The organism is Chlamydiota bacterium, assembly GCA_016178055.1.
Lineage (GTDB): Bacteria > Auribacterota > JACPWU01 > JACPWU01 > JACPWU01 > JACOUC01.
On sequence record JACOUC010000034.1, the window covers coordinates 20,011 to 36,816 of the forward strand.

Annotated in this window: 17 protein-coding genes and 1 tRNA gene; 6 read left to right on the forward strand and 12 right to left on the reverse strand. The window is 41.4% G+C overall.

The window, feature by feature from the left end:
* Positions 1 to 41: 41 nt before the first annotated feature.
* Complete coding sequence (locus HYS07_04175; GenBank protein MBI1870373.1) at positions 42 to 1,268, reverse strand: N-acetylmuramoyl-L-alanine amidase; 1,227 nt, start codon at positions 1,266 to 1,268, stop codon at positions 42 to 44.
* 87 nt (positions 1,269 to 1,355) lie between these two features.
* Here HYS07_04175 and HYS07_04180 point away from each other — a divergent pair, with 87 nt between their 5' ends.
* The 4 genes from HYS07_04180 (at position 1,356) to hemC (ending at position 4,679) form a co-directional block, all read left to right on the forward strand.
* Positions 1,356 to 1,997 carry a bifunctional precorrin-2 dehydrogenase/sirohydrochlorin ferrochelatase gene (locus tag HYS07_04180; GenBank protein ID MBI1870374.1) on the forward strand — a complete coding sequence of 214 codons (642 nt, stop codon included), beginning with the start codon at positions 1,356 to 1,358 and terminating at the stop codon, positions 1,995 to 1,997.
* On the forward strand, positions 1,988 to 2,542 hold the full coding sequence (gene ccsA / locus HYS07_04185) for a cytochrome c biogenesis protein CcsA (GenBank protein MBI1870375.1): 555 nt from the start codon (positions 1,988 to 1,990) through the stop codon (positions 2,540 to 2,542). Before HYS07_04180 ends, ccsA begins: the two co-directional genes overlap by 10 nt.
* A 151-nt stretch (positions 2,543 to 2,693) precedes the next feature.
* Positions 2,694 to 3,743, forward strand: a complete 1,050-nt coding sequence (locus tag HYS07_04190; protein MBI1870376.1) for a glutamyl-tRNA reductase — start codon at positions 2,694 to 2,696, stop codon at positions 3,741 to 3,743.
* Entirely contained in the window at positions 3,744 to 4,679 is a 936-nt protein-coding gene (hemC, locus tag HYS07_04195; GenBank protein ID MBI1870377.1) for a hydroxymethylbilane synthase, read from the forward strand.
* Here hemC and HYS07_04200 read toward each other — a convergent pair.
* Genes HYS07_04200 through HYS07_04210 form a run of 3 tightly spaced genes read right to left on the reverse strand, consistent with a single transcriptional unit; the run spans position 4,665 to position 6,490 of the window.
* A complete protein-coding gene (locus tag HYS07_04200; protein MBI1870378.1) occupies positions 4,665 to 5,132 on the reverse strand; it encodes a nucleotidyltransferase in 468 nt (155 codons plus the stop codon). The two genes, hemC and HYS07_04200, sit on opposite strands and share 15 nt — an antisense overlap.
* Positions 5,074 to 5,286, reverse strand: coding sequence for a hypothetical protein (locus HYS07_04205; GenBank protein MBI1870379.1), 213 nt, complete (start codon positions 5,284 to 5,286; stop codon positions 5,074 to 5,076). The genes HYS07_04200 and HYS07_04205 overlap by 59 nt, the downstream gene beginning before the upstream one ends.
* Positions 5,287 to 5,311: 25 nt before the next feature.
* Positions 5,312 to 6,490, reverse strand: a complete 1,179-nt coding sequence (locus tag HYS07_04210; protein ID MBI1870380.1) for a Fic family protein — start codon at positions 6,488 to 6,490, stop codon at positions 5,312 to 5,314.
* A gap of 239 nt (positions 6,491 to 6,729) precedes the next feature.
* Between HYS07_04210 and cobA the strand changes: the two genes are divergently transcribed.
* Positions 6,730 to 8,286 (forward strand): uroporphyrinogen-III C-methyltransferase, encoded by a 1,557-nt coding sequence (gene cobA / locus HYS07_04215; protein ID MBI1870381.1) that lies wholly within the window; start codon positions 6,730 to 6,732, stop codon positions 8,284 to 8,286.
* A 99-nt stretch (positions 8,287 to 8,385) separates the two neighbouring features.
* Entirely contained in the window at positions 8,386 to 9,219 is an 834-nt protein-coding gene (locus tag HYS07_04220; GenBank protein MBI1870382.1) for an MBL fold metallo-hydrolase, read from the forward strand.
* 199 nt (positions 9,220 to 9,418) lie between these two features.
* Here the strand turns inward: HYS07_04220 and HYS07_04225 are convergent.
* The 8 genes from HYS07_04225 to HYS07_04260 form a co-directional block, all read right to left on the reverse strand.
* A tRNA-Asp gene (locus tag HYS07_04225) sits at positions 9,419 to 9,492 on the reverse strand.
* A 136-nt stretch (positions 9,493 to 9,628) separates the two neighbouring features.
* Positions 9,629 to 10,864: an isocitrate dehydrogenase (NADP(+)) gene (gene icd, locus HYS07_04230; protein ID MBI1870383.1), complete on the reverse strand. Its 1,236-nt coding sequence runs from the start codon at positions 10,862 to 10,864 to the stop codon at positions 9,629 to 9,631.
* Between the two features lie 144 nt (positions 10,865 to 11,008).
* Positions 11,009 to 12,190 carry a pyridoxal phosphate-dependent aminotransferase gene (locus HYS07_04235; protein MBI1870384.1) on the reverse strand — a complete coding sequence of 394 codons (1,182 nt, stop codon included), beginning with the start codon at positions 12,188 to 12,190 and terminating at the stop codon, positions 11,009 to 11,011.
* Entirely contained in the window at positions 12,187 to 13,413 is a 1,227-nt protein-coding gene (locus tag HYS07_04240; GenBank protein ID MBI1870385.1) for a nucleoside-diphosphate kinase, read from the reverse strand. The genes HYS07_04235 and HYS07_04240 overlap by 4 nt, the downstream gene beginning before the upstream one ends.
* A 236-nt stretch (positions 13,414 to 13,649) precedes the next feature.
* Complete coding sequence (locus tag HYS07_04245) at positions 13,650 to 13,793, reverse strand: hypothetical protein (GenBank protein MBI1870386.1); 144 nt, start codon at positions 13,791 to 13,793, stop codon at positions 13,650 to 13,652.
* Between the two features lie 215 nt (positions 13,794 to 14,008).
* Positions 14,009 to 15,094 carry a 6-phosphofructokinase gene (locus tag HYS07_04250; protein ID MBI1870387.1) on the reverse strand — a complete coding sequence of 362 codons (1,086 nt, stop codon included), beginning with the start codon at positions 15,092 to 15,094 and terminating at the stop codon, positions 14,009 to 14,011.
* A gap of 83 nt (positions 15,095 to 15,177) precedes the next feature.
* Positions 15,178 to 15,411, reverse strand: coding sequence for a hypothetical protein (locus HYS07_04255; protein MBI1870388.1), 234 nt, complete (start codon positions 15,409 to 15,411; stop codon positions 15,178 to 15,180).
* 140 nt (positions 15,412 to 15,551) lie between these two features.
* The gene (locus HYS07_04260; protein ID MBI1870389.1) at positions 15,552 to 16,790 is read right to left on the reverse strand and encodes a tetratricopeptide repeat protein; all 1,239 of its coding nucleotides are present in this window, start codon (positions 16,788 to 16,790) and stop codon (positions 15,552 to 15,554) included.
* Positions 16,791 to 16,806 lie beyond the last annotated feature (16 nt).

Here is a 16,806-nt window from a genome sequence, read left to right on the forward strand (position 1 = left end):
GATCTTGCGTCAAATTCCGCGGCCTATTGCAAATTCTGGGTTTAATGAGAAATCCAGGCTAAAATTCCCTGTGCGACTCCGTCTGCATATTCTTGGAAAATACTTTTGTAGGGTTTACCCTGAATCATTTTTTTCCCTTCATAATCCCCTTCAAGAATGCGGTCTCGAACCAAGGGGTTGTTTTGATAGTAGGGCTCTAAATAAATAACGGGACCCGGGAAGAGGCGGTTGGCGGCAAGATTTCTTGCGTAGAGATAAGGGTTATCATTGATACACTTGTATTGTGAACTGGGTGTATATTGAACGGCTGGAAGCGAGGTTTCTTTCGCGAGGCTTGTTGCAATGGCGCCTCCCAATTTTTCTTCCGTTTCTCGAGAATTTTCAAGAAGTTTTAAAAAAAGTTTATAGCGCATTTCTTCTGAAGCCAATTCTTGTGATTCGTAGCATCCATGAACAAAAACCACCAGGCGGTTATCTTCCACCCAGGGTTTTTCAGGGGAAGCGGGAGCCGCATTAAAATGGATGCAGAGTGTAAAATCAGGATGGATTCTCTGAGCGAGTTCAGCCCGGGCCTTAATTTCGGCTGTTCGGTAAAAGAGTTGTTCCATTCGTTTTTGGATCAGGATTTTTTGAGTCGAGGGATCTTTCGCAGAAGAGGGGTTGGAGAGAATTTCTTTTTCAACTATTTTTCGAAAATCTTTGGGTCGGGCCTTGGTCACTGGAGTAAAATCTTTTTTGGTGAGATAAACTTTAGCTCCCAGATTCACGAGTTTTTTCTTTAAAAGAAGGGCTGTTTTGAGATTCAGTTCTGCTTCCTTAATGGGAGGATGTTTTTCAACAGGGAGAACCCGCTCTTCCATCTTCGCATAATCTCCTCCAATGTGTCCCGGATCAAGTAAAATTCGAAGTTCATTGAGAGGAAGAGAAGATTTTATTTTTTTTAAATGCTGAGAAACCATTTTTTTTAATGGATGTTTTTTTGCAAGAAGTAATCTAAAGAGGGCAGGCCGAGTTTTTTGGGTATTACGAAAGATGTCAACATAGTAAGGAGTTATTTTTAAATAGGCATAAAGGCTTCCATCTGGAGAGTAGAGTGTTTTGAGGGCCCTTCGAAATTCACTTTCCGTGAGGGTATGATTGTAAACTTTGAGTCGTTCCCAGGGGATCTTAGGTTTGATCTCTTGAGCAGCCTGGAGGGAAAAAAAGGTTGATGCAAAAAGAATAAGAGAGAGAATTTTTTTAAAGTGCTTTACGGTATTGTAAGTCATACTCTATTTTCATCATTTCAGATTCCTTGACCCGAATCTTTTAAGACTATATCATAAGAAAATTCTACATTAGAAGGAAAGGGATTTATGTATTACCCCGTTTTTTTGAATTTGAAAGGGAAAACATCGGCCATTTTTGGTGGGGGACCTATTGCTTTAAGAAAGGCAGAATCCCTTATTGATTGTGGTTCAAAGGTTTGCGTCTATGCGCCGGAGGTCATTCCTGAGATTGAGAATTTGGCTAAGAAAGAGAAAATTATTTGGGAAAAAAAGGTTTATGAACCCGATGATTTAGTGGGAGTTCATTTAGTGATTGCTTCAACGAATGATCGATTGATCAACGCGGCTATTTTTAGAGAAGCTGAGGAGCGGGGGCTTTTTGTCAATGTGGTGGACGATCCTGAATTATGTAATTTTATTGCGCCCAGTATCTTACGGCGAGGTAAATTAGTGATTGCCGTTTCCACGGAAGGGGCAAGTCCTGCGATGGCGAAAAAGATACGTCAAGATCTTGAATTAGAATTTGGTCCAGAATATGCGCTTTTCTTGAAGGCCATGGAAAGCTCACGCAAGGATATTCAAGAACGTCTCCCCAAAGAAGAGCAACGTAGAGAATTTTTTACTCAATTGGTCCATTCTAATATTCTCGAACAGATTCGTTTAGGTTTAAACGCAAACGAAATTCAAAAGGTGATAAATCAGAAAATAGAGAAATTTTTATGCGCTTGAGAATTTGGGGGGGTGTTATTCTTGTCATTGTGCTTGTGGTAGGAATTTTGGCGCTTATCTTGCCTTCTTCTTTTCATAAAGGCATTCCTTCTTTCAATGCTTTTTGGTTTGGGACACATGTTTTTCTGTCGCTTTTGGGTTATGCCGCCTTTACTATTTCCTTCATCAGCGGATTTTTTTACCTCGTTCTAGAACGGGAGCTGAAACTGAAGACTTCAGCTCCTCTTCTGAGTCGGCTTCCTCCTCTTGAATATATTGAGCTTATAAGTTTTCGTTCTCTCTGGGCAGGAACTCTTCTTTTGGGATTGGGTTTAATCAATGGTATTTTCTGGGCCTGGTGGGGGAAGGTGTCTTTAAAATATAATGATCCCAAGGTCATGTTTTCGTTTTTAACATGGCTTATTTATGGCGTCATTCTTTATATTCGCTCCGCTACACGTTGGCGGGGAAGAAAGGTGGCTTATCTTTCTATGATTGGTTTTGCGTTGATTCTTATTAATTTTTTTATCATGAATTATGTATCAAAAGGACATGGCTTCTTTTAAAGAAGCTAGAAGTTGAAGGCTATTAAAAACTGCTAGAGGCTGAAAGCTAAAGGCTAGAAGTAATAACGTATTTACATCTAGCTTCCAGCCTCTAGCGTCTAGCTGTTCTTCTAGCTTCCAGCTTCTAGCTCTTTTTTAGTCAAAGGTAAAAATGAATATCCAAGTCATTGGACTTAATCATAAAACGGCGGATGTGGCCTTGCGAGAAAAGTTGGCGTTTAGCCAGCCTCAGGCCATGGAATGTCTGAAACGTATTCGGGAGTTGGGCCTTGCCTCAGAGGCGTTGGTTCTCTCGACCTGTAACCGTGTGGAGTTTTATAAGGTCTGGGACAGGTCTGATTCTCTTGAAAGTCTAGCCAAATTTCTAGGGCAATTTCATAAAGTGAGCATTCCTGATTTTGAAAAATCCCTTTATTTTTACGAAGGGCGTGATGCTGTCCGTCATTTGTTTCGTGTGGCTTCAGGGCTTGACTCTATGGTGGTTGGAGAAACAGAAGTTTTGGGCCAAGTGAAAAAGGCTTATCAGTTGGCGAGCGAGATTCAATCAACAGGTCTTATTTTAAACACCCTTTTCCAAAAATCTTTTTATGTGGCCAAACTTTTACAGAGTACGACGAAGATTCACGAAGGGAGTCTTTCGGTAAGTTCTGTTGCTGTCCAACTTGCAGAAAAAATTTTCGGAAGTTTATTTTCAAAAACGGTTCTTCTGGTCGGAGCGGGTAAGGTCAGCGAACAAACGGTTCGTAAACTGGTCGAGAAAGGTGTGAAAGGAATTATTGCCTCCAATCGCTCTTTTGAAAAAGCGCAAAGCCTGGCTCAAAAGTTTTCAGGAAAGGCAATCCGGTTCGATGAAATTAAAACGCAAGGGATTGAGGCTGATATCTTGATCAGTTCAACCGCAGCTCCTCATTTTATTTTGCATCGAGAGGATGTTCTTGAACTGATGGATCGGCGCCGGCAGCATTCGCTTTTTATGATTGATATTGCTGTTCCCCGCGATATTGATCCGGAGGTCAACGCCTTGGATAATGTTTATCTCTATAATATTGATGATTTAAAGGGGATTGCAGAAAAAAATTTACAAGAGCGATTGAAGGAATGTGAAAAGGCGGATGCTTTGGTCGAGGAAGAAACAGGACGATTTATGAATCGATATCAGGTAATGATCACTCGATCGAATGGAATATCAGGAAAAAATTAAATGAAGACCTATTGGGTGATTGCAAGTCGGGGGAGCAAGCTCGCGTTGTGGCAGGCTCGATTTGTTCAAGAGCAAATTTCGGAAATTTTTCCAGATTTTGAAATTAAGATTAAAATAATCAAAACTTTAGGAGATACCCAAAGAAGTCAAAAATTGTGGGAAATGGGTGGAAAAGGTGTTTTTACCAAAGAATTAGAAGAGGCTCTTTTATCAAAAGAAGCCGATTTTGCTGTTCATAGTTTGAAAGATCTTCCGACCCAATTACCTTTGGGTTTATGTTTAGGAGCCGTTCCCGTTCGTGAGTCACCCCAAGATGTTTTGGTGTCCAAAGATCATGTCCGTTTTGAATATCTTCCACAAGGGGCTCGTGTTGGAACCTCGAGTTTTCGCCGACGTTCTCAACTTCTTTCTACGCGGCCTGATCTTGTAGTGGAAGAGATTCGAGGAAATGTTTCGACCCGTATTAAAAAAGTTTATGAAGGTCCTCTCGATGCGGTGGTGCTTGCAAAAGCTGGAATGATACGTTTAGGGCTGGAAGAATGGATCACCCAGGAATTCGCTTTTGAAGAAATGCTTCCGGCCGTAGGTCAAGGAGCCTTAGCGGTTGAAATTCGAAAGGATGACCGTGAGGCGCAAGAACTATTGAACCCTCTTCAGGATGAGGATCTTTTTTGTGCTACGGGGGCCGAACGGGCTTTTTTAGATTGCTTAGGGGGAGGATGTCGTCTTCCGATTGCAGCCTATGGAGAGGTAGCGGGTGATGAATTATCTCTTGAGGGACTTGTAGCCACGCCTGATGGGAAAAAAATAATTCGTAAAAAAATTTTTGGAAATAAAAGTGATTTTGAAAAATTAGGAAAACAATTGGCCCAATCGATGTTGGAAGAAGGGGCAAGTAAAATGATTCATAGGAGCCGTGATTCATCTTTTTTTTGATTTTTTAAAAACTTGAACGAGGGCTTCTAAATCAATTTTATCATGAGGACGACCGGCTTCTTTTTTAGCTTGAATCAGATCTTTTAGGCTGATCAAATGAATTTTTTCTTTTCCATAAAAGACCTGTTTTCTCCTTTTCCAAGCCTCTTCAAATGGAAGCTTACCAATTCCCATCAAAATATCGATTCTGTTTGGCTCCATCCCAATTTGATAGACCATTTTAACATTACAAAGATCATCCAGTGATAAATTTCCAACAGGAGCACCAAATTTTTCAAGTAGTTTATAGACTTTTTCGGCGTTATCTGAGTCAGGTTTAATCCAAATATCCAAATCCTTGGTGTAGCGAGGTTCCGTATAAACAATCACGGCATAAGCCCCTACAACCAAGTATTTAGCCTTTGCGGAGTTTAAGAGATGCAACAGTTCTTCGAAGTCTCTGTTGATGGGCATAACCTGGCTTCCAGTTGGCTAGATCGCATACCATATTCCAAGCGGCCTCAAATTTTCCCTGGGTACCGATCCTTTTCCAGAAGAGGAGATCAAAATCACGACGGGCCTCTTTTAATGGAACCAATCGGCTCATCATCATTCTTCTTTTCTTCATCTTCGGATTCATTGTAAGGATGGTATCATATTTCTGGCTGAACACGTTCAGCTTTTGGGGGTAGAAATGCCAAGATCATTTCCTTGCGTGTTCGGTATCCTTCTTTTCCCTTGGCTAGCAAACCCATTAGACGCAGTTCATTGATATCCCGTGATAATGTTTTTGTAGTTTTTCTTGCATAGGATGCGGCTACCCGGGGGCTTACCTCAGTCAATCTATCAAAAGGAATAGGACCCTCTGTCAAAGATAGATCTAATATGAGATGGCGACGACGGACGTCACCCAGAGACGTTTTATCACGAAAAGATTCGTGGACGTAATTGCGCCAGACCACATCCCATTGCTGATCGCGAATACGTTCAAGCTGTGATTTTAGACCATCTACAAAACCTTGAACTGCATATTCAATGAAAGGAAGAATATCTCCTCCAGATTGGCTTGCATAGTCCAGTTGACGGTAATACTCAGTTCTTGTTTGATTGTAATGATTGCTGAAAAGATGCGCGGCAGGTGCAGGCACCCCTGAACTAATCAAAATCTGAAATTCGACAAGTCGTGCGGTTCTTCCATTACCATCGTCGAATGGATGAATCCAGGCCAGATAAAGATGTGACAAGACAGCTTTCAAAATAGCGTACACAATTTCCATATTTTGAGGTGCTTTAAAATTTTCTCCATTGAGCCAATCGCATAATCTTTGAAGTAAAAGTTCACATTCTCCAGCCGGAGCCCCTTTGTAACGGGCTACGCCAACTTGATGTTTTCTCGATTCACCAGGAATAACTTCTGCTGCGAGGTTTAGTTTGTTTAAAACAATTTTGTTCAATGCCTTGATTGTTTCAGGCCTGAGCGCCAGCTGGCGACCTTGCCGAATTTCTTCCAAGATTTGATTACATCCTTCAAGAATGTTGTCGATCTCCTGAGCTAAATATTCGCGAGATGGAGGTAGCTTTAGTTTACCTTCAAGATGCTGAAGAACTTCTTCTTCTGATAAAGTGTTGCCTTCAATCGCTGTAGTGGCCAGGGCTCCTTTGGCTAGATAGAGTTGATAAAGTTTTTCTGCTGTATTTGGGCGAAGAGGAACGCCTGCAATATGTGCGCATTTTGACTGTGCTTCTCCAAGAAGCAACCACAATTTGGGAGAGGCCGTTCTCAAATCTATGTAAAACTTTAACCAAGGATGTGTCTCTTTATATGTCTCCATATTTGTCCTATATTACCTATTTATAATAGCTTTGTTATATAAAATAAGTCTATAATTTTGTCTCTAATTTTAGTCCATTTTGTATGGGTGGTCAATTTAATATCTGCATCCCTCTACTGTATAATCTTTGTGTATTTTACATTGCCAGCAGTTGAAAAACATGTTTTGCCAAATGAAAGAATGGTAATCTTAATCTCGATTTTGTACAAAAAAATTCTAGATTCAAGGGTGTATTTCTCATGACTCAAGAAAAAAAAGGTAAAGTCTATCTTGTCGGGGCGGGGCCAGGAGATCCAGGGCTTTTGACTGTGAAGGCACTTCATCTCATCCAAGAGGCAGACGTTCTTGTCTATGATGCTCTGGTCTCTGAGAATATTATTCGTAATGCTCCTTCCAGTGTCGAACTTATTTTTGTTGGGAAAAGAGGTGGGGAAGTTTCCGTTTCTCAAAAAGAGATTGAAGCGATTTTAATTGAAAAGACTCATCAAGGGAAAACGGTCGTTCGATTGAAAGGGGGAGATCCCTTTATTTTTGGCCGAGGAGCTGAAGAGGCTTTATTTCTAACCCATCAAGGAATTGATTGGGAGGTGGTTCCCGGCGTATCCTCTGCAGTTGCAGTTCCAGCCTATGCAGGGATTCCCTTAACGCATCGAGATTTTACTTCATCAGTAGGTTTTTTGACAGGTCATGAAAATTCAAGAGAGGAAGAGAGTCAGATCCCTTGGTCTAAAATTTCGACTGGTTTAGGTACACTGGTTTTTTTAATGGGGGTTTCTCAACTACAACATATTGTTCACGAGCTTATTCGGAATGGACGGCCCACCTCAACTCCCTGTGCCATGGTTATGTGGGGGACGCTTCCAAGGCAAAAAACAGTTGTAGGAAATTTGTCCGATGTCGTTGGAAAGGTAAAAGAGGCTGGGTTAGAGGCGCCTTCTATTTTTATTGTTGGAGAAGTGGTTAGACTTCGGGAAAAGCTTAACTGGTTTGAAAAGGGACCTCTTTTTGGGAAAAGGATTTTAGTCACCCGCTCAAGAGAACAAGCCAGTACATTGGTTAATACTCTAGAAAAATTGGGGGCAGACCCTATTGAGTTTCCCGTGCTTCAGGTGGTTCCCCCTGAAAATTGGGCTCCGATCGACCAGGCGATTTTTCATTTAGCAAAATTTAACTGGATTGTTTTTACCAGTGTCAATGCGGTCAATATTTTTTTAGAACGTTTGAAGCTTCATTTAAAAGATATTCGAGATTTAAAAGGAATCAAAATTGCGGCCATGGGTGATGTAACGCGTGAAGCGCTTGAAAAATACAGCATCAGCGTTGATTTAACCCCTCGCGAATTTGTTTCGGAGGCCTTGCTAGAAAGTTTTAAGGAGTTAGGAAATCTTAAAAGTCAAAATTTTCTTTTACCTCGAGCCGAGGGGGCGAGAATTCTTCTTTCTGAGGGATTAAAAAAAGAAGGGGCTTGGGTGACGGATATCATTCTTTATAAAACAGTCTATCCTCCGATCCATGAAGGATCTTCGTTCCTCCATGAAATTTTTAATTCTAAAATGGACTGGGTTACTTTTACCAGTTCCTCTACAGTCAAAAATTTTGTTGAGAGTTTGGGAAATCATTTTGAATCCTTAAAAAATCATTTTAAGGTGGCCAGCATAGGTCCCATTACTTCGGCTACAGCCCGAGGATTAGGTTTAAAGGTGGATATTGAAGCAAAGGTTCATACGATTGAAGGTTTGGTAGAGGCGTTGGTGGAGTATGAAAATCCAGAAATCAAATATCAAAAATCAAAATGACAAACCAAAATTTAAAATACTTCCCTTGCAAGGGTGCTAGAATATTTTTGAATTTTGATGTGTCATTTTGCATTTTGATTTTTGGATTCTAAATTAATTATGAAGCTAGGTAAATTTGAAATCTATGTTATTTCTGACGGTCTCTTTCAATTGGATGGCGGGACGATGTTTGGCATTGTTCCTAAGGTGATTTGGTCTAAATTTCTTCAAGTTGATCAAAATAACATGGCTTTATGGGGGACGCATTGCCTTTTGGTTGTTGTGAAAGGTAAAAAGATTTTAATTGAAACGGGAATTGGATCAAAGCTTGATTCCAAGAAAAAGAAAATTTATGGTCGATCAGATGATGGAGCTTTTTCACAAAATTTAAAGAAAGCAGGTTTTAGTTTTGAGGAGATTGATTTTGTCATTCCAACCCATTTACATATGGATCATGCAGGAGGCTTTACTTGTTTTGAAAATGGAAAATTAAAGACGCGGTTTTCAAAGGCCCGATACTTGATTCAGAAAAAAGAATGGGAGGCTGCGATTCATCCTACGCGTTTGAGTCGGGGATCGTATTGGGAGGAGAATTTTTTGCCTGTCTTGGATCATCATCAGGTAGAATGGCTTGATGGAGATATAGAGTTGTTGCAAGGTCTCGATATTATGCTGACGGGTGCCCATAGCCAAGGCCATCAGGCGATTAAAATTTTTTCAGAAGGGAAAACACTTTTTTGTGGTGGGGATCTTATCCCGAGCCGTTGGCATGTTCGCCAAACTTTTGTTTGTGCTTATGACCTTTGCCCGATGGAGGTGAGTGAATTAAAAACCAAGTGGTTAGAGAGGGCCTATCAGGAAGATTGGATTCTTCACTGGTACCATGATCCTGAAATGCCCTTTGGAAAAGTCAATAAAGAAGGGGAGAATTTTGTAGGAGACCTCCGAAAGTGAGGAATTGTATGCCCTATCCCATTCATCGATTGAGACGATTGCGTCAAAATAAAATTTTACGAAGGAATGCTCAAGGAACTGAAGCCTATGGCTCTGGTTTCCTTGCCAGAAAAGATTCATTGGATTGAAATGATTCGGAAAACGATTTTCTAACTCCGAAAGAAAAAATGACAAATGTACTTAAAGCTACAGAAAAATCCGGGAGTGACGGGGCTCGAACCCGCGACCTCTGCCGTGACAGGGCAGCGCTCTAGCCAATTGAGCTACACCCCCAACATTAAATCAACATTCAAAAACCAAAATGCAAAATGACAATGTAAAATTTAAAACTTCCTTTTCGCAATAGCATTAGATCATTTTTGGATTTTGATATGTCATTTTGATGTTTGATCTTTGATTTTTGAATTTACTACATATTTTCTACAATCGCCTGACCAAATTCAGAGCATTTGAGAAGCTTAGCCCCTTCCATCTGGCGTTCTAAATCGTAGGTAACCCGCTTTTGAAGAAAGGTCTTGCGAAGTCCTTTCACCACTAAATCAGCTGCCTCTTGCCATCCCAAATATTCCAACATCATAACCCCAGAAAGAATCAAAGAGCTAGGATTAATCTTATCCTGGCCTGCGTATTTGGGAGCTGTACCATGAGTCGCCTCAAAAACAGCAACTTCTTCTCCAATATTGGCACCCGGTCCAAGGCCCAATCCACCCACTTGGGCCAATAAGGCATCGGACATATAATCTCCATTCAAATTCGGAAGAGCAAGTACACTATAGTCAGAAGGCCTCAACAAAACCTGTTGAAACATCGCATCAGCAATCACATCATTGATTAAGATTTTATCCTTAGGTCTTTTACCGCCAAAATTTTTTTCAATATCCTCATAGGTTACTAATTCTCCTGAAAATTCCTGCCGAGCCAATTCATAACCCCATTCTCGAAAGGCCCCTTCCGTAAACTTCATAATGTTGCCCTTATGAACCATCGTCACCGAAGATTTGTGGTGACGAATCGCATATTGAACGGCCATGCGAATTAAACGCTTGGAGCCCATGACGCTCATGGGTTTAACGCCAATACCAGAATCAGGACGAATTTTACAACCCATCTCTTCATTCAGAAAACGGATCACTCTCTCTACTTCTTTGGACCCTTGCTTCCATTCAATCCCGGCATAAACATCTTCCGTATTTTCTCGAAAAATCACCATGTCAACGAGTTCAGGTCTTTTAATCGGGGAAGGGACCCCTTCAAAATATCGAACGGGCCTCACACACGCAAAAAGATCTAATTCTTGACGAAGCGTAACATTCAGACTACGAATTCCCCCTCCGACCGGAGTTGAAAGAGGCCCTTTAATCCCTACCCGAAATTCGCGAAGCGTCTGAAGCGTTTCTTCAGGAAGCCAATGATTCATTTTGCTCTTTGCCTTTTCACCGGCAAAAACTTCTAACCATTGAATCTCCCTTTTCCCGTCATAGGCCTTCTTCACGGCAGCATCCCACACAGGTTGAGTTGCAGCCCAAATATCGGGTCCAACGCCATCGCCCTCAATGTAAGGAATAATCGGCTTAACGGGTACTTTTAATTTTCCTCCCTCTTTCACAATGGGAGAACCTTTTTCTAACACGTCATTTCGCATCATCGAAACCCTCCGCCAAAAAATCCAAAATTCGAAAATCAAAATGCAAAATGACAAATCAAAATCCAAAAATTTCTAGTGCTATTGCAAAGGTAAAATTTTAAATTTTACAATGTCATTTTAGTTTTTGATTTTTGCATTTTGGATTTAAAAAAATTTCCTAAAGAAACTTTCAATCCTGTCCACACCCTTTTTAATATTTTCCATCGAAGTCGCATAGGAAAGACGGATATAATCATCCGCCCCAAAAGGTGCTCCTGGAACAACCGCCACATGGGCTTCTTCGAGCAAACGCTGAGAAAGTTTCGCTGAACCAATCCCATAGCGAGCCACATTCGGAAAAACATAAAACGCACCTTCAGGCTTTCGAACATGTACTTTGGGTATTTGGTTCAGCCGATCCACAATAGTGTCTCTTCTTTCTTGGAAGGCCTTAGCCATTTTCTTCACACATTCATCCGTCCCTTTTAAAGCAGCAACCGCCGCCTTCTGAGAAATGGACGTTGGATTGGATGTGCTATGACTCTGCAAACGATTCATCGCACTTACAATTTGACTGGGCCCGGCCAAATAACCGATACGCCAACCGGTCATGGAATAGGATTTTGAAACCCCATTCACCACCAAGGTTTGGTCCTTATTAAAATTAGCCAAACTCGTATGCTTCATTTCATCGTAAAGCAGCTCTGAATAAATTTCATCGGAAATAACATAAACTCCACCTGAAAATACAATCTTCGCAATCTCCTTTAATTCATCCTGGGTATAGGCAGATCCGGTTGGATTAGATGGGCTGTTCATGATAATGACTTTTGTCTTCCGACTCACAACCTTTTTAAGATTAACTGGATTAATCTTAAAACCCTCTTCCTCCCGAGTTCTTAAAAAAACGGGCGTCGCATTGGCCAACCGTACCAGTTCAGGATAGGTCACCCAATAGGGAACAGGAATAATCACCTCATCATCCTTATCGCACAAAGACAAAATCGCATTAAATAAGGAATGTTTCGCCCCGCAAGAAACAATAACGTTTTCGGGAGCATAGTCTAAATTCTGATCTTTCTTAAATTTTTCGCAAATGGCCTTCTTAAGCTCGAGCGTTCCCCCTGAAGGCGTATATTTTGTAAAACCTTCATCAATGGCCTTCTTCGCAAACTCCTTAATATGATCAGGAGTATCAAAATCCGGCTCTCCAGCCGCAAAACTCACCACATCCACACCTTGAGCTTTTAATTCCCCTGACCGAGCATTGATCGCCAAAGTTTCAGACTCACTGATCGCCATCACGCGTTTAGCCAAAACGGTATGTGTTTTAAGAAGGGTATTCATGACCTTACTCCCTCTAACATTTTTCCACCTAGAAAACGCTCGACCATCGGTCGAATATCGTTTTCCGCAATTTTCACAATTTTAATCTCACGCTCAGCATTTTCGACCGAATCAGAGGCATGGGCTGCATTCACCAAAATATTCTGTCCAAATTCTCTGCGAACCGTCGCAGGTGCAGCCTTATTCGGATCGGTTAATCCTAAAACCCCCCTGATCTTTTGAACAGCATCTTTTCCTTGATAGACCAAAGCCAAACATTTTTGTAAACCCGGTTCTTTTGTCTTTTCAGAATCCGTTATTTCTGATGGATCGGAACCCGTCATAAATTTCACAATTTTATCGAATTCATGAGAACCATGAAGCGGAGCAAGCTGGTTCGTCAAATGTTCCAAAATTTCATTTGGAATTTTAAAATCAAATTTCTCTTGAAGCCCTGCTTGAACACGTTCTGCCACGCCCCCTTTTAATTTCTCTTGAAGAATCTTTTTAACCGGCCCATAAAATTCCATGGCTTGAGCCACACTCATTTGAATGAGACGGGCCGAAATAATATAAAGTCCCGTCTTGGAGAACATATCAATAATATTGCCGACACGACTGGTCGGCCTTTGAAAATTTTCAGGCTTAATCAAAACCAACACCTTTTCCGGTTTCGTCCCCTTAGGATATTGGATGACATCCTCTAAAAGGCCCCCATCGGTATCAGAATATTTTGCCCAAAGCGAAAGTTGTTCGCTCGCCCCTTTTGGGTTCGGAATCACGAGAACGGCCGGTTCAAAATAACGAACCTTTCCCTCCTGATCGATCAAACAATCTCCATAGGTATCTCGAATCGTCTCTCCACTGATCGAAAGAGAAGTAATATGCCCCACCACTTCATCGCGAATCTTTTGAACCGCATTCTCTCCGTAAAAAAGAAGCATAATCACCCTGCGCCGTTGACCCGTCTCGGGATCTGGAGAAAAATTATCAAGCACATATTGAGAAATCAAATCCCGAAGAACTTCCTTATGACGACCTACCCGAATATCCACTTCATCCTGAACATCTTGATTTCGAAGAAGCGCTGCATATTCTTCAACCAATTTCTGACTGGGTGCAAACATCCGTACCGCCACCAATTCCTGTTCTGCCCGAGCTAAAAGACGGGCAACGATCCCACCCGTACGAGATTTCAAAATGGTATACGGGGTCACCAAAACATATGCTAATTCTTTTGCCATGAGAATAAAACTCCTTCTTAAATGGAATTGTGGAGGATTATATCAGTAATGAAAATCAAAAATCAAATATCAAAAATCAAAATTGTGGAGTTTAATGAGATAGGACAAAAACTGAACAGACAAGCCTAAGGAAAAGGAGCGTACAGCCGCCAACAAAAAAGATGTGTTAATAAAACCTTACCAGCGGTTTAGTGCTGACCGCTGTACGCATTGATTGAATGTCTTCGTTTTACCTTTTACTTCTTCCCAAGAATCTTAAACATCCCTGTATTACACGTTGGGCATTTTCCCTGCATCGCCCTTCGACCGTTTTTCATTTCTACTTCTTTTGCTGATACCATTTCTTTTTTTGCCTTACACTTCACACAATAGCCTTCCATGCGAACCCTCCCTTTTAATGGTCTTCCCCTACATTTATTAAAATCCCTCTTCCTAAACTCGATCTTCTTTTTCTCAATGCTAGCTCTTTCTTCCCAATCTTGTCAAATAATAAAGCCGAGCAAAAAATAAGTTGATCTATATATCCTGATTATCTAGATTATCCGTATAGATACTCCCGATTATCCATAAACGGATTTCACAAGAATTCTTCACATTAATTCCCAAATGAGATTCCGAGAGATCGACCCACCTTAATAAGGGGATGATCCAGTGGGACTTTTTTCAAATCTCCAATCGCTTGTTCGATGGGAATAGACTCAATTTCATTTCCCTGAAGAGCAACCATTTTTCCAAAATCCCCCTTCACAATTAATTGGAGTGCCTCGTAGCCAAATCGGGTTGCCAAGATTCGGTCAAAGGCGGTTGGGGATCCCCCCCTTTGCAAATGGCCCAAAACTGTAAAACGAGATTCAAATCCTGTTTTCTTTTCTATTTTCTCTGAAAGAAGAGCTGAAATCCCTCCCAGACGAATAGGATCAGGACTTCCCTTCACTTTCTGCTTAACAATCTGATGACCCCGAAAGGGATAAGCCCCTTCGGCAACGACCACGATGCTAAAATTTTTGCCCATTTTATGCCGCTCCTTGATCTTGCTAAAAACTTTTTTAAAATCAAATGGAATTTCAGGAATCAAAATAATATCCCCTCCTCCCGCCATCCCTCCATAAAGAGCAATCCAACCCGCATAACGACCCATTACTTCTACAATCATCACGCGATGATGACTTTCTGCTGTGGTATGGATTCGATCCATCGCTTCTGTGACAATCGCTACAGCAGAATCAAAACCAAAAGTAAAATCCGTTCCCTTCAAATCATTGTCAATGGTTTTAGGAACGCCCACCATGTTAAAACCCATTTTCATGAGATGGGATGCAATACTTAAAGTTCCATCCCCTCCAATAGCGATGATGGCCTCCAATCCCAATTTTCTGTAATGACGGAGGGCTTGATTGGAAAGATCGCGATAAGTCAATTTCTGTTTTTTGAGAATAGGATATTTAAACGGGTTGGCTCGATTGGAAGTTCCAAGAATGGTCCCTCCTAGAGTCAAAATTCCAGAAACATCCCAGCTTGAAAGAGGACGAAACCGATTTTCAACGAGGCCTGCATAGCCATCTTCAAAGCCATAGACCTCCATTCCAAAATCCTGAATGGCGGTCTTTGTGATCACTCGAAGAACGGCATTCAAGCCAGGACAATCGCCTCCTCCTGTTAAAACACCGATTCTTTTTTTCAATAAAAGTTTCCCTTAACTGTAAAAAAGGGTCAGTTGAGTCTGGTTCAACTGCCGACTGTCGACCGTTGACTGTAGACCCATTTTCATCCCTTCTTCTTATAGAATCCTCCCTTACCTCCCTCTTTCTTGTCGCCCATCCGCTTCTTTTCTCTCATAGACTTGAGCTTGTGCTCTCGAATCTTTTCTCGTAATTCCTCTTCTTCAAGATCTTCATCCCAAAGATCGTCGTCCATTTCAAAAAAACTCTTGGGCTCATCCTCTTCTTTACCCTTTCCTTCCCCTTCGGGTTCGACCCTTTCCTTTTCTACCAATTCCAATGCTCCCTCCTTTCTTCGTTCTTAAGTTTAATGATGAAGATCAGTCCACAGTCTACGGTCTACAGTCCATAGAAAAAAATGTTTCCTTTAAAACTGTCGACCGTTGACCGTCGACTGTGGACCTTAGACTATTTTCATACTTACACTGCTTTCGCTTCCCTTTTTTTATGTTCCAAATGAAATTTTTTCATCAAATTTTTAAATCCGGAATCATCTCTTAAAGGGTCTAAGAAAGAATCCCTGGCCATTAATTCAACATTTCGAAAACCTCTCTCGAAGGCCTTACCAAACCAGCTAAGGGCCTGGTCCCTTTCCTTTTTCATTGAATAGACACAACCCATCATATAGTAAATGTATGAAAATTCAGGGTGATGATCAAGCGCCTCCTCAAGCTGGTGTAGGGCCTCGTCATATTTTCCAAGAATACAATAAGCCTCGCCCAAACCAATCTGGGCCTCCATGTAATTGGGTTTCACCGCCAAAGCCTTTTGATATTCCTCAGCAGCTTTTTCATGCTCTCCCAAATTACTATAGCAATGTCCCAAAGCCTTATGCGCCTCGGGTAGACTCGGATCCATCTCCAACGCCTTTTTTATTTGTGTGGAGGCCTGGTCCAGCCAAAATCGATCTCGAGGTTCGACCCTATGATAATGATTTGCATAGGCATCTCCTAACCCTGCATAAGCGATCGCAAAATTAGGATCCAGTTCAATCGCCTTCTGAAACATTTCAATGGCCATCCAATTTCCCTCAACGGTCATTTGAAGATGATAAAATTTTCCCCTAAGATACACTTCATAAGCCTCGGTCGAGACCGTGGGCCTCTGAGTCAAGGTCTCTTTCGCCGACTGATTCAAATTCAAATGAGCCGCTTGAGCGATTTTTGTGGCTAATTCATTCTGAAGCCCAAAAATGTCCTCCACGGCAATTTTTCTCTCGTAGCGCTCCGCCCAAATATGAAGACCGGTGGCCACATCAATCAACTGAGCCGTCACCAAAAGAGTCTCACCCACTTTGCGAACACTCCCCTCCATCACGGCATCAACATTCAAAGCCTTCCCAACCTCTTTAATCGTAATGGGTCGCCCCTTAAAACGCTGAACATCGGTAGCCGACATCACATTTAAACCATCGATTTTAGCTAATCGGGTAATAATGTCTTCAGTCAAACCATCGCTTAAATATTCATCATCCGGACTTCCACTCATATTATTAAAGAAAAGAACAGCAATGCGGTTCTTTTGCGGTTGTCCAAAATCGAAGGTAACACGAATAGGTTCTTCTTCACGATGACGTGTTTTGATCCAAAAATAGGAAAGCGTTAAAAGGATTAATCCGACGAGAACGGATACAATAAAACGAACCGTTTTTATTTTCACAAGAAGGAGATTTCAC

What these genes read in the sequence shown, in the direction of transcription:
- HYS07_04175 (MBI1870373.1), bottom strand. Translation starts at nt 1,268, where the DNA reads ATGACTTACAATACCGTAAAGCACTTTAAAAAAATTCTCTCTCTTATT.
- HYS07_04180 (MBI1870374.1), top strand. Translation starts at nt 1,356, where the DNA reads ATGTATTACCCCGTTTTTTTGAATTTGAAAGGGAAAACATCGGCCATT.
- ccsA (MBI1870375.1), top strand. Translation starts at nt 1,988, where the DNA reads ATGCGCTTGAGAATTTGGGGGGGTGTTATTCTTGTCATTGTGCTTGTG.
- HYS07_04190 (MBI1870376.1), top strand. Translation starts at nt 2,694, where the DNA reads ATGAATATCCAAGTCATTGGACTTAATCATAAAACGGCGGATGTGGCC.
- hemC (MBI1870377.1), top strand. Translation starts at nt 3,744, where the DNA reads ATGAAGACCTATTGGGTGATTGCAAGTCGGGGGAGCAAGCTCGCGTTG.
- HYS07_04200 (MBI1870378.1), bottom strand. Translation starts at nt 5,132, where the DNA reads ATGCCCATCAACAGAGACTTCGAAGAACTGTTGCATCTCTTAAACTCC.
- HYS07_04205 (MBI1870379.1), bottom strand. Translation starts at nt 5,286, where the DNA reads ATGAAGAAAAGAAGAATGATGATGAGCCGATTGGTTCCATTAAAAGAG.
- HYS07_04210 (MBI1870380.1), bottom strand. Translation starts at nt 6,490, where the DNA reads ATGGAGACATATAAAGAGACACATCCTTGGTTAAAGTTTTACATAGAT.
- cobA (MBI1870381.1), top strand. Translation starts at nt 6,730, where the DNA reads ATGACTCAAGAAAAAAAAGGTAAAGTCTATCTTGTCGGGGCGGGGCCA.
- HYS07_04220 (MBI1870382.1), top strand. Translation starts at nt 8,386, where the DNA reads ATGAAGCTAGGTAAATTTGAAATCTATGTTATTTCTGACGGTCTCTTT.
- icd (MBI1870383.1), bottom strand. Translation starts at nt 10,864, where the DNA reads ATGATGCGAAATGACGTGTTAGAAAAAGGTTCTCCCATTGTGAAAGAG.
- HYS07_04235 (MBI1870384.1), bottom strand. Translation starts at nt 12,190, where the DNA reads ATGAATACCCTTCTTAAAACACATACCGTTTTGGCTAAACGCGTGATG.
- HYS07_04240 (MBI1870385.1), bottom strand. Translation starts at nt 13,413, where the DNA reads ATGGCAAAAGAATTAGCATATGTTTTGGTGACCCCGTATACCATTTTG.
- HYS07_04245 (MBI1870386.1), bottom strand. Translation starts at nt 13,793, where the DNA reads ATGGAAGGCTATTGTGTGAAGTGTAAGGCAAAAAAAGAAATGGTATCA.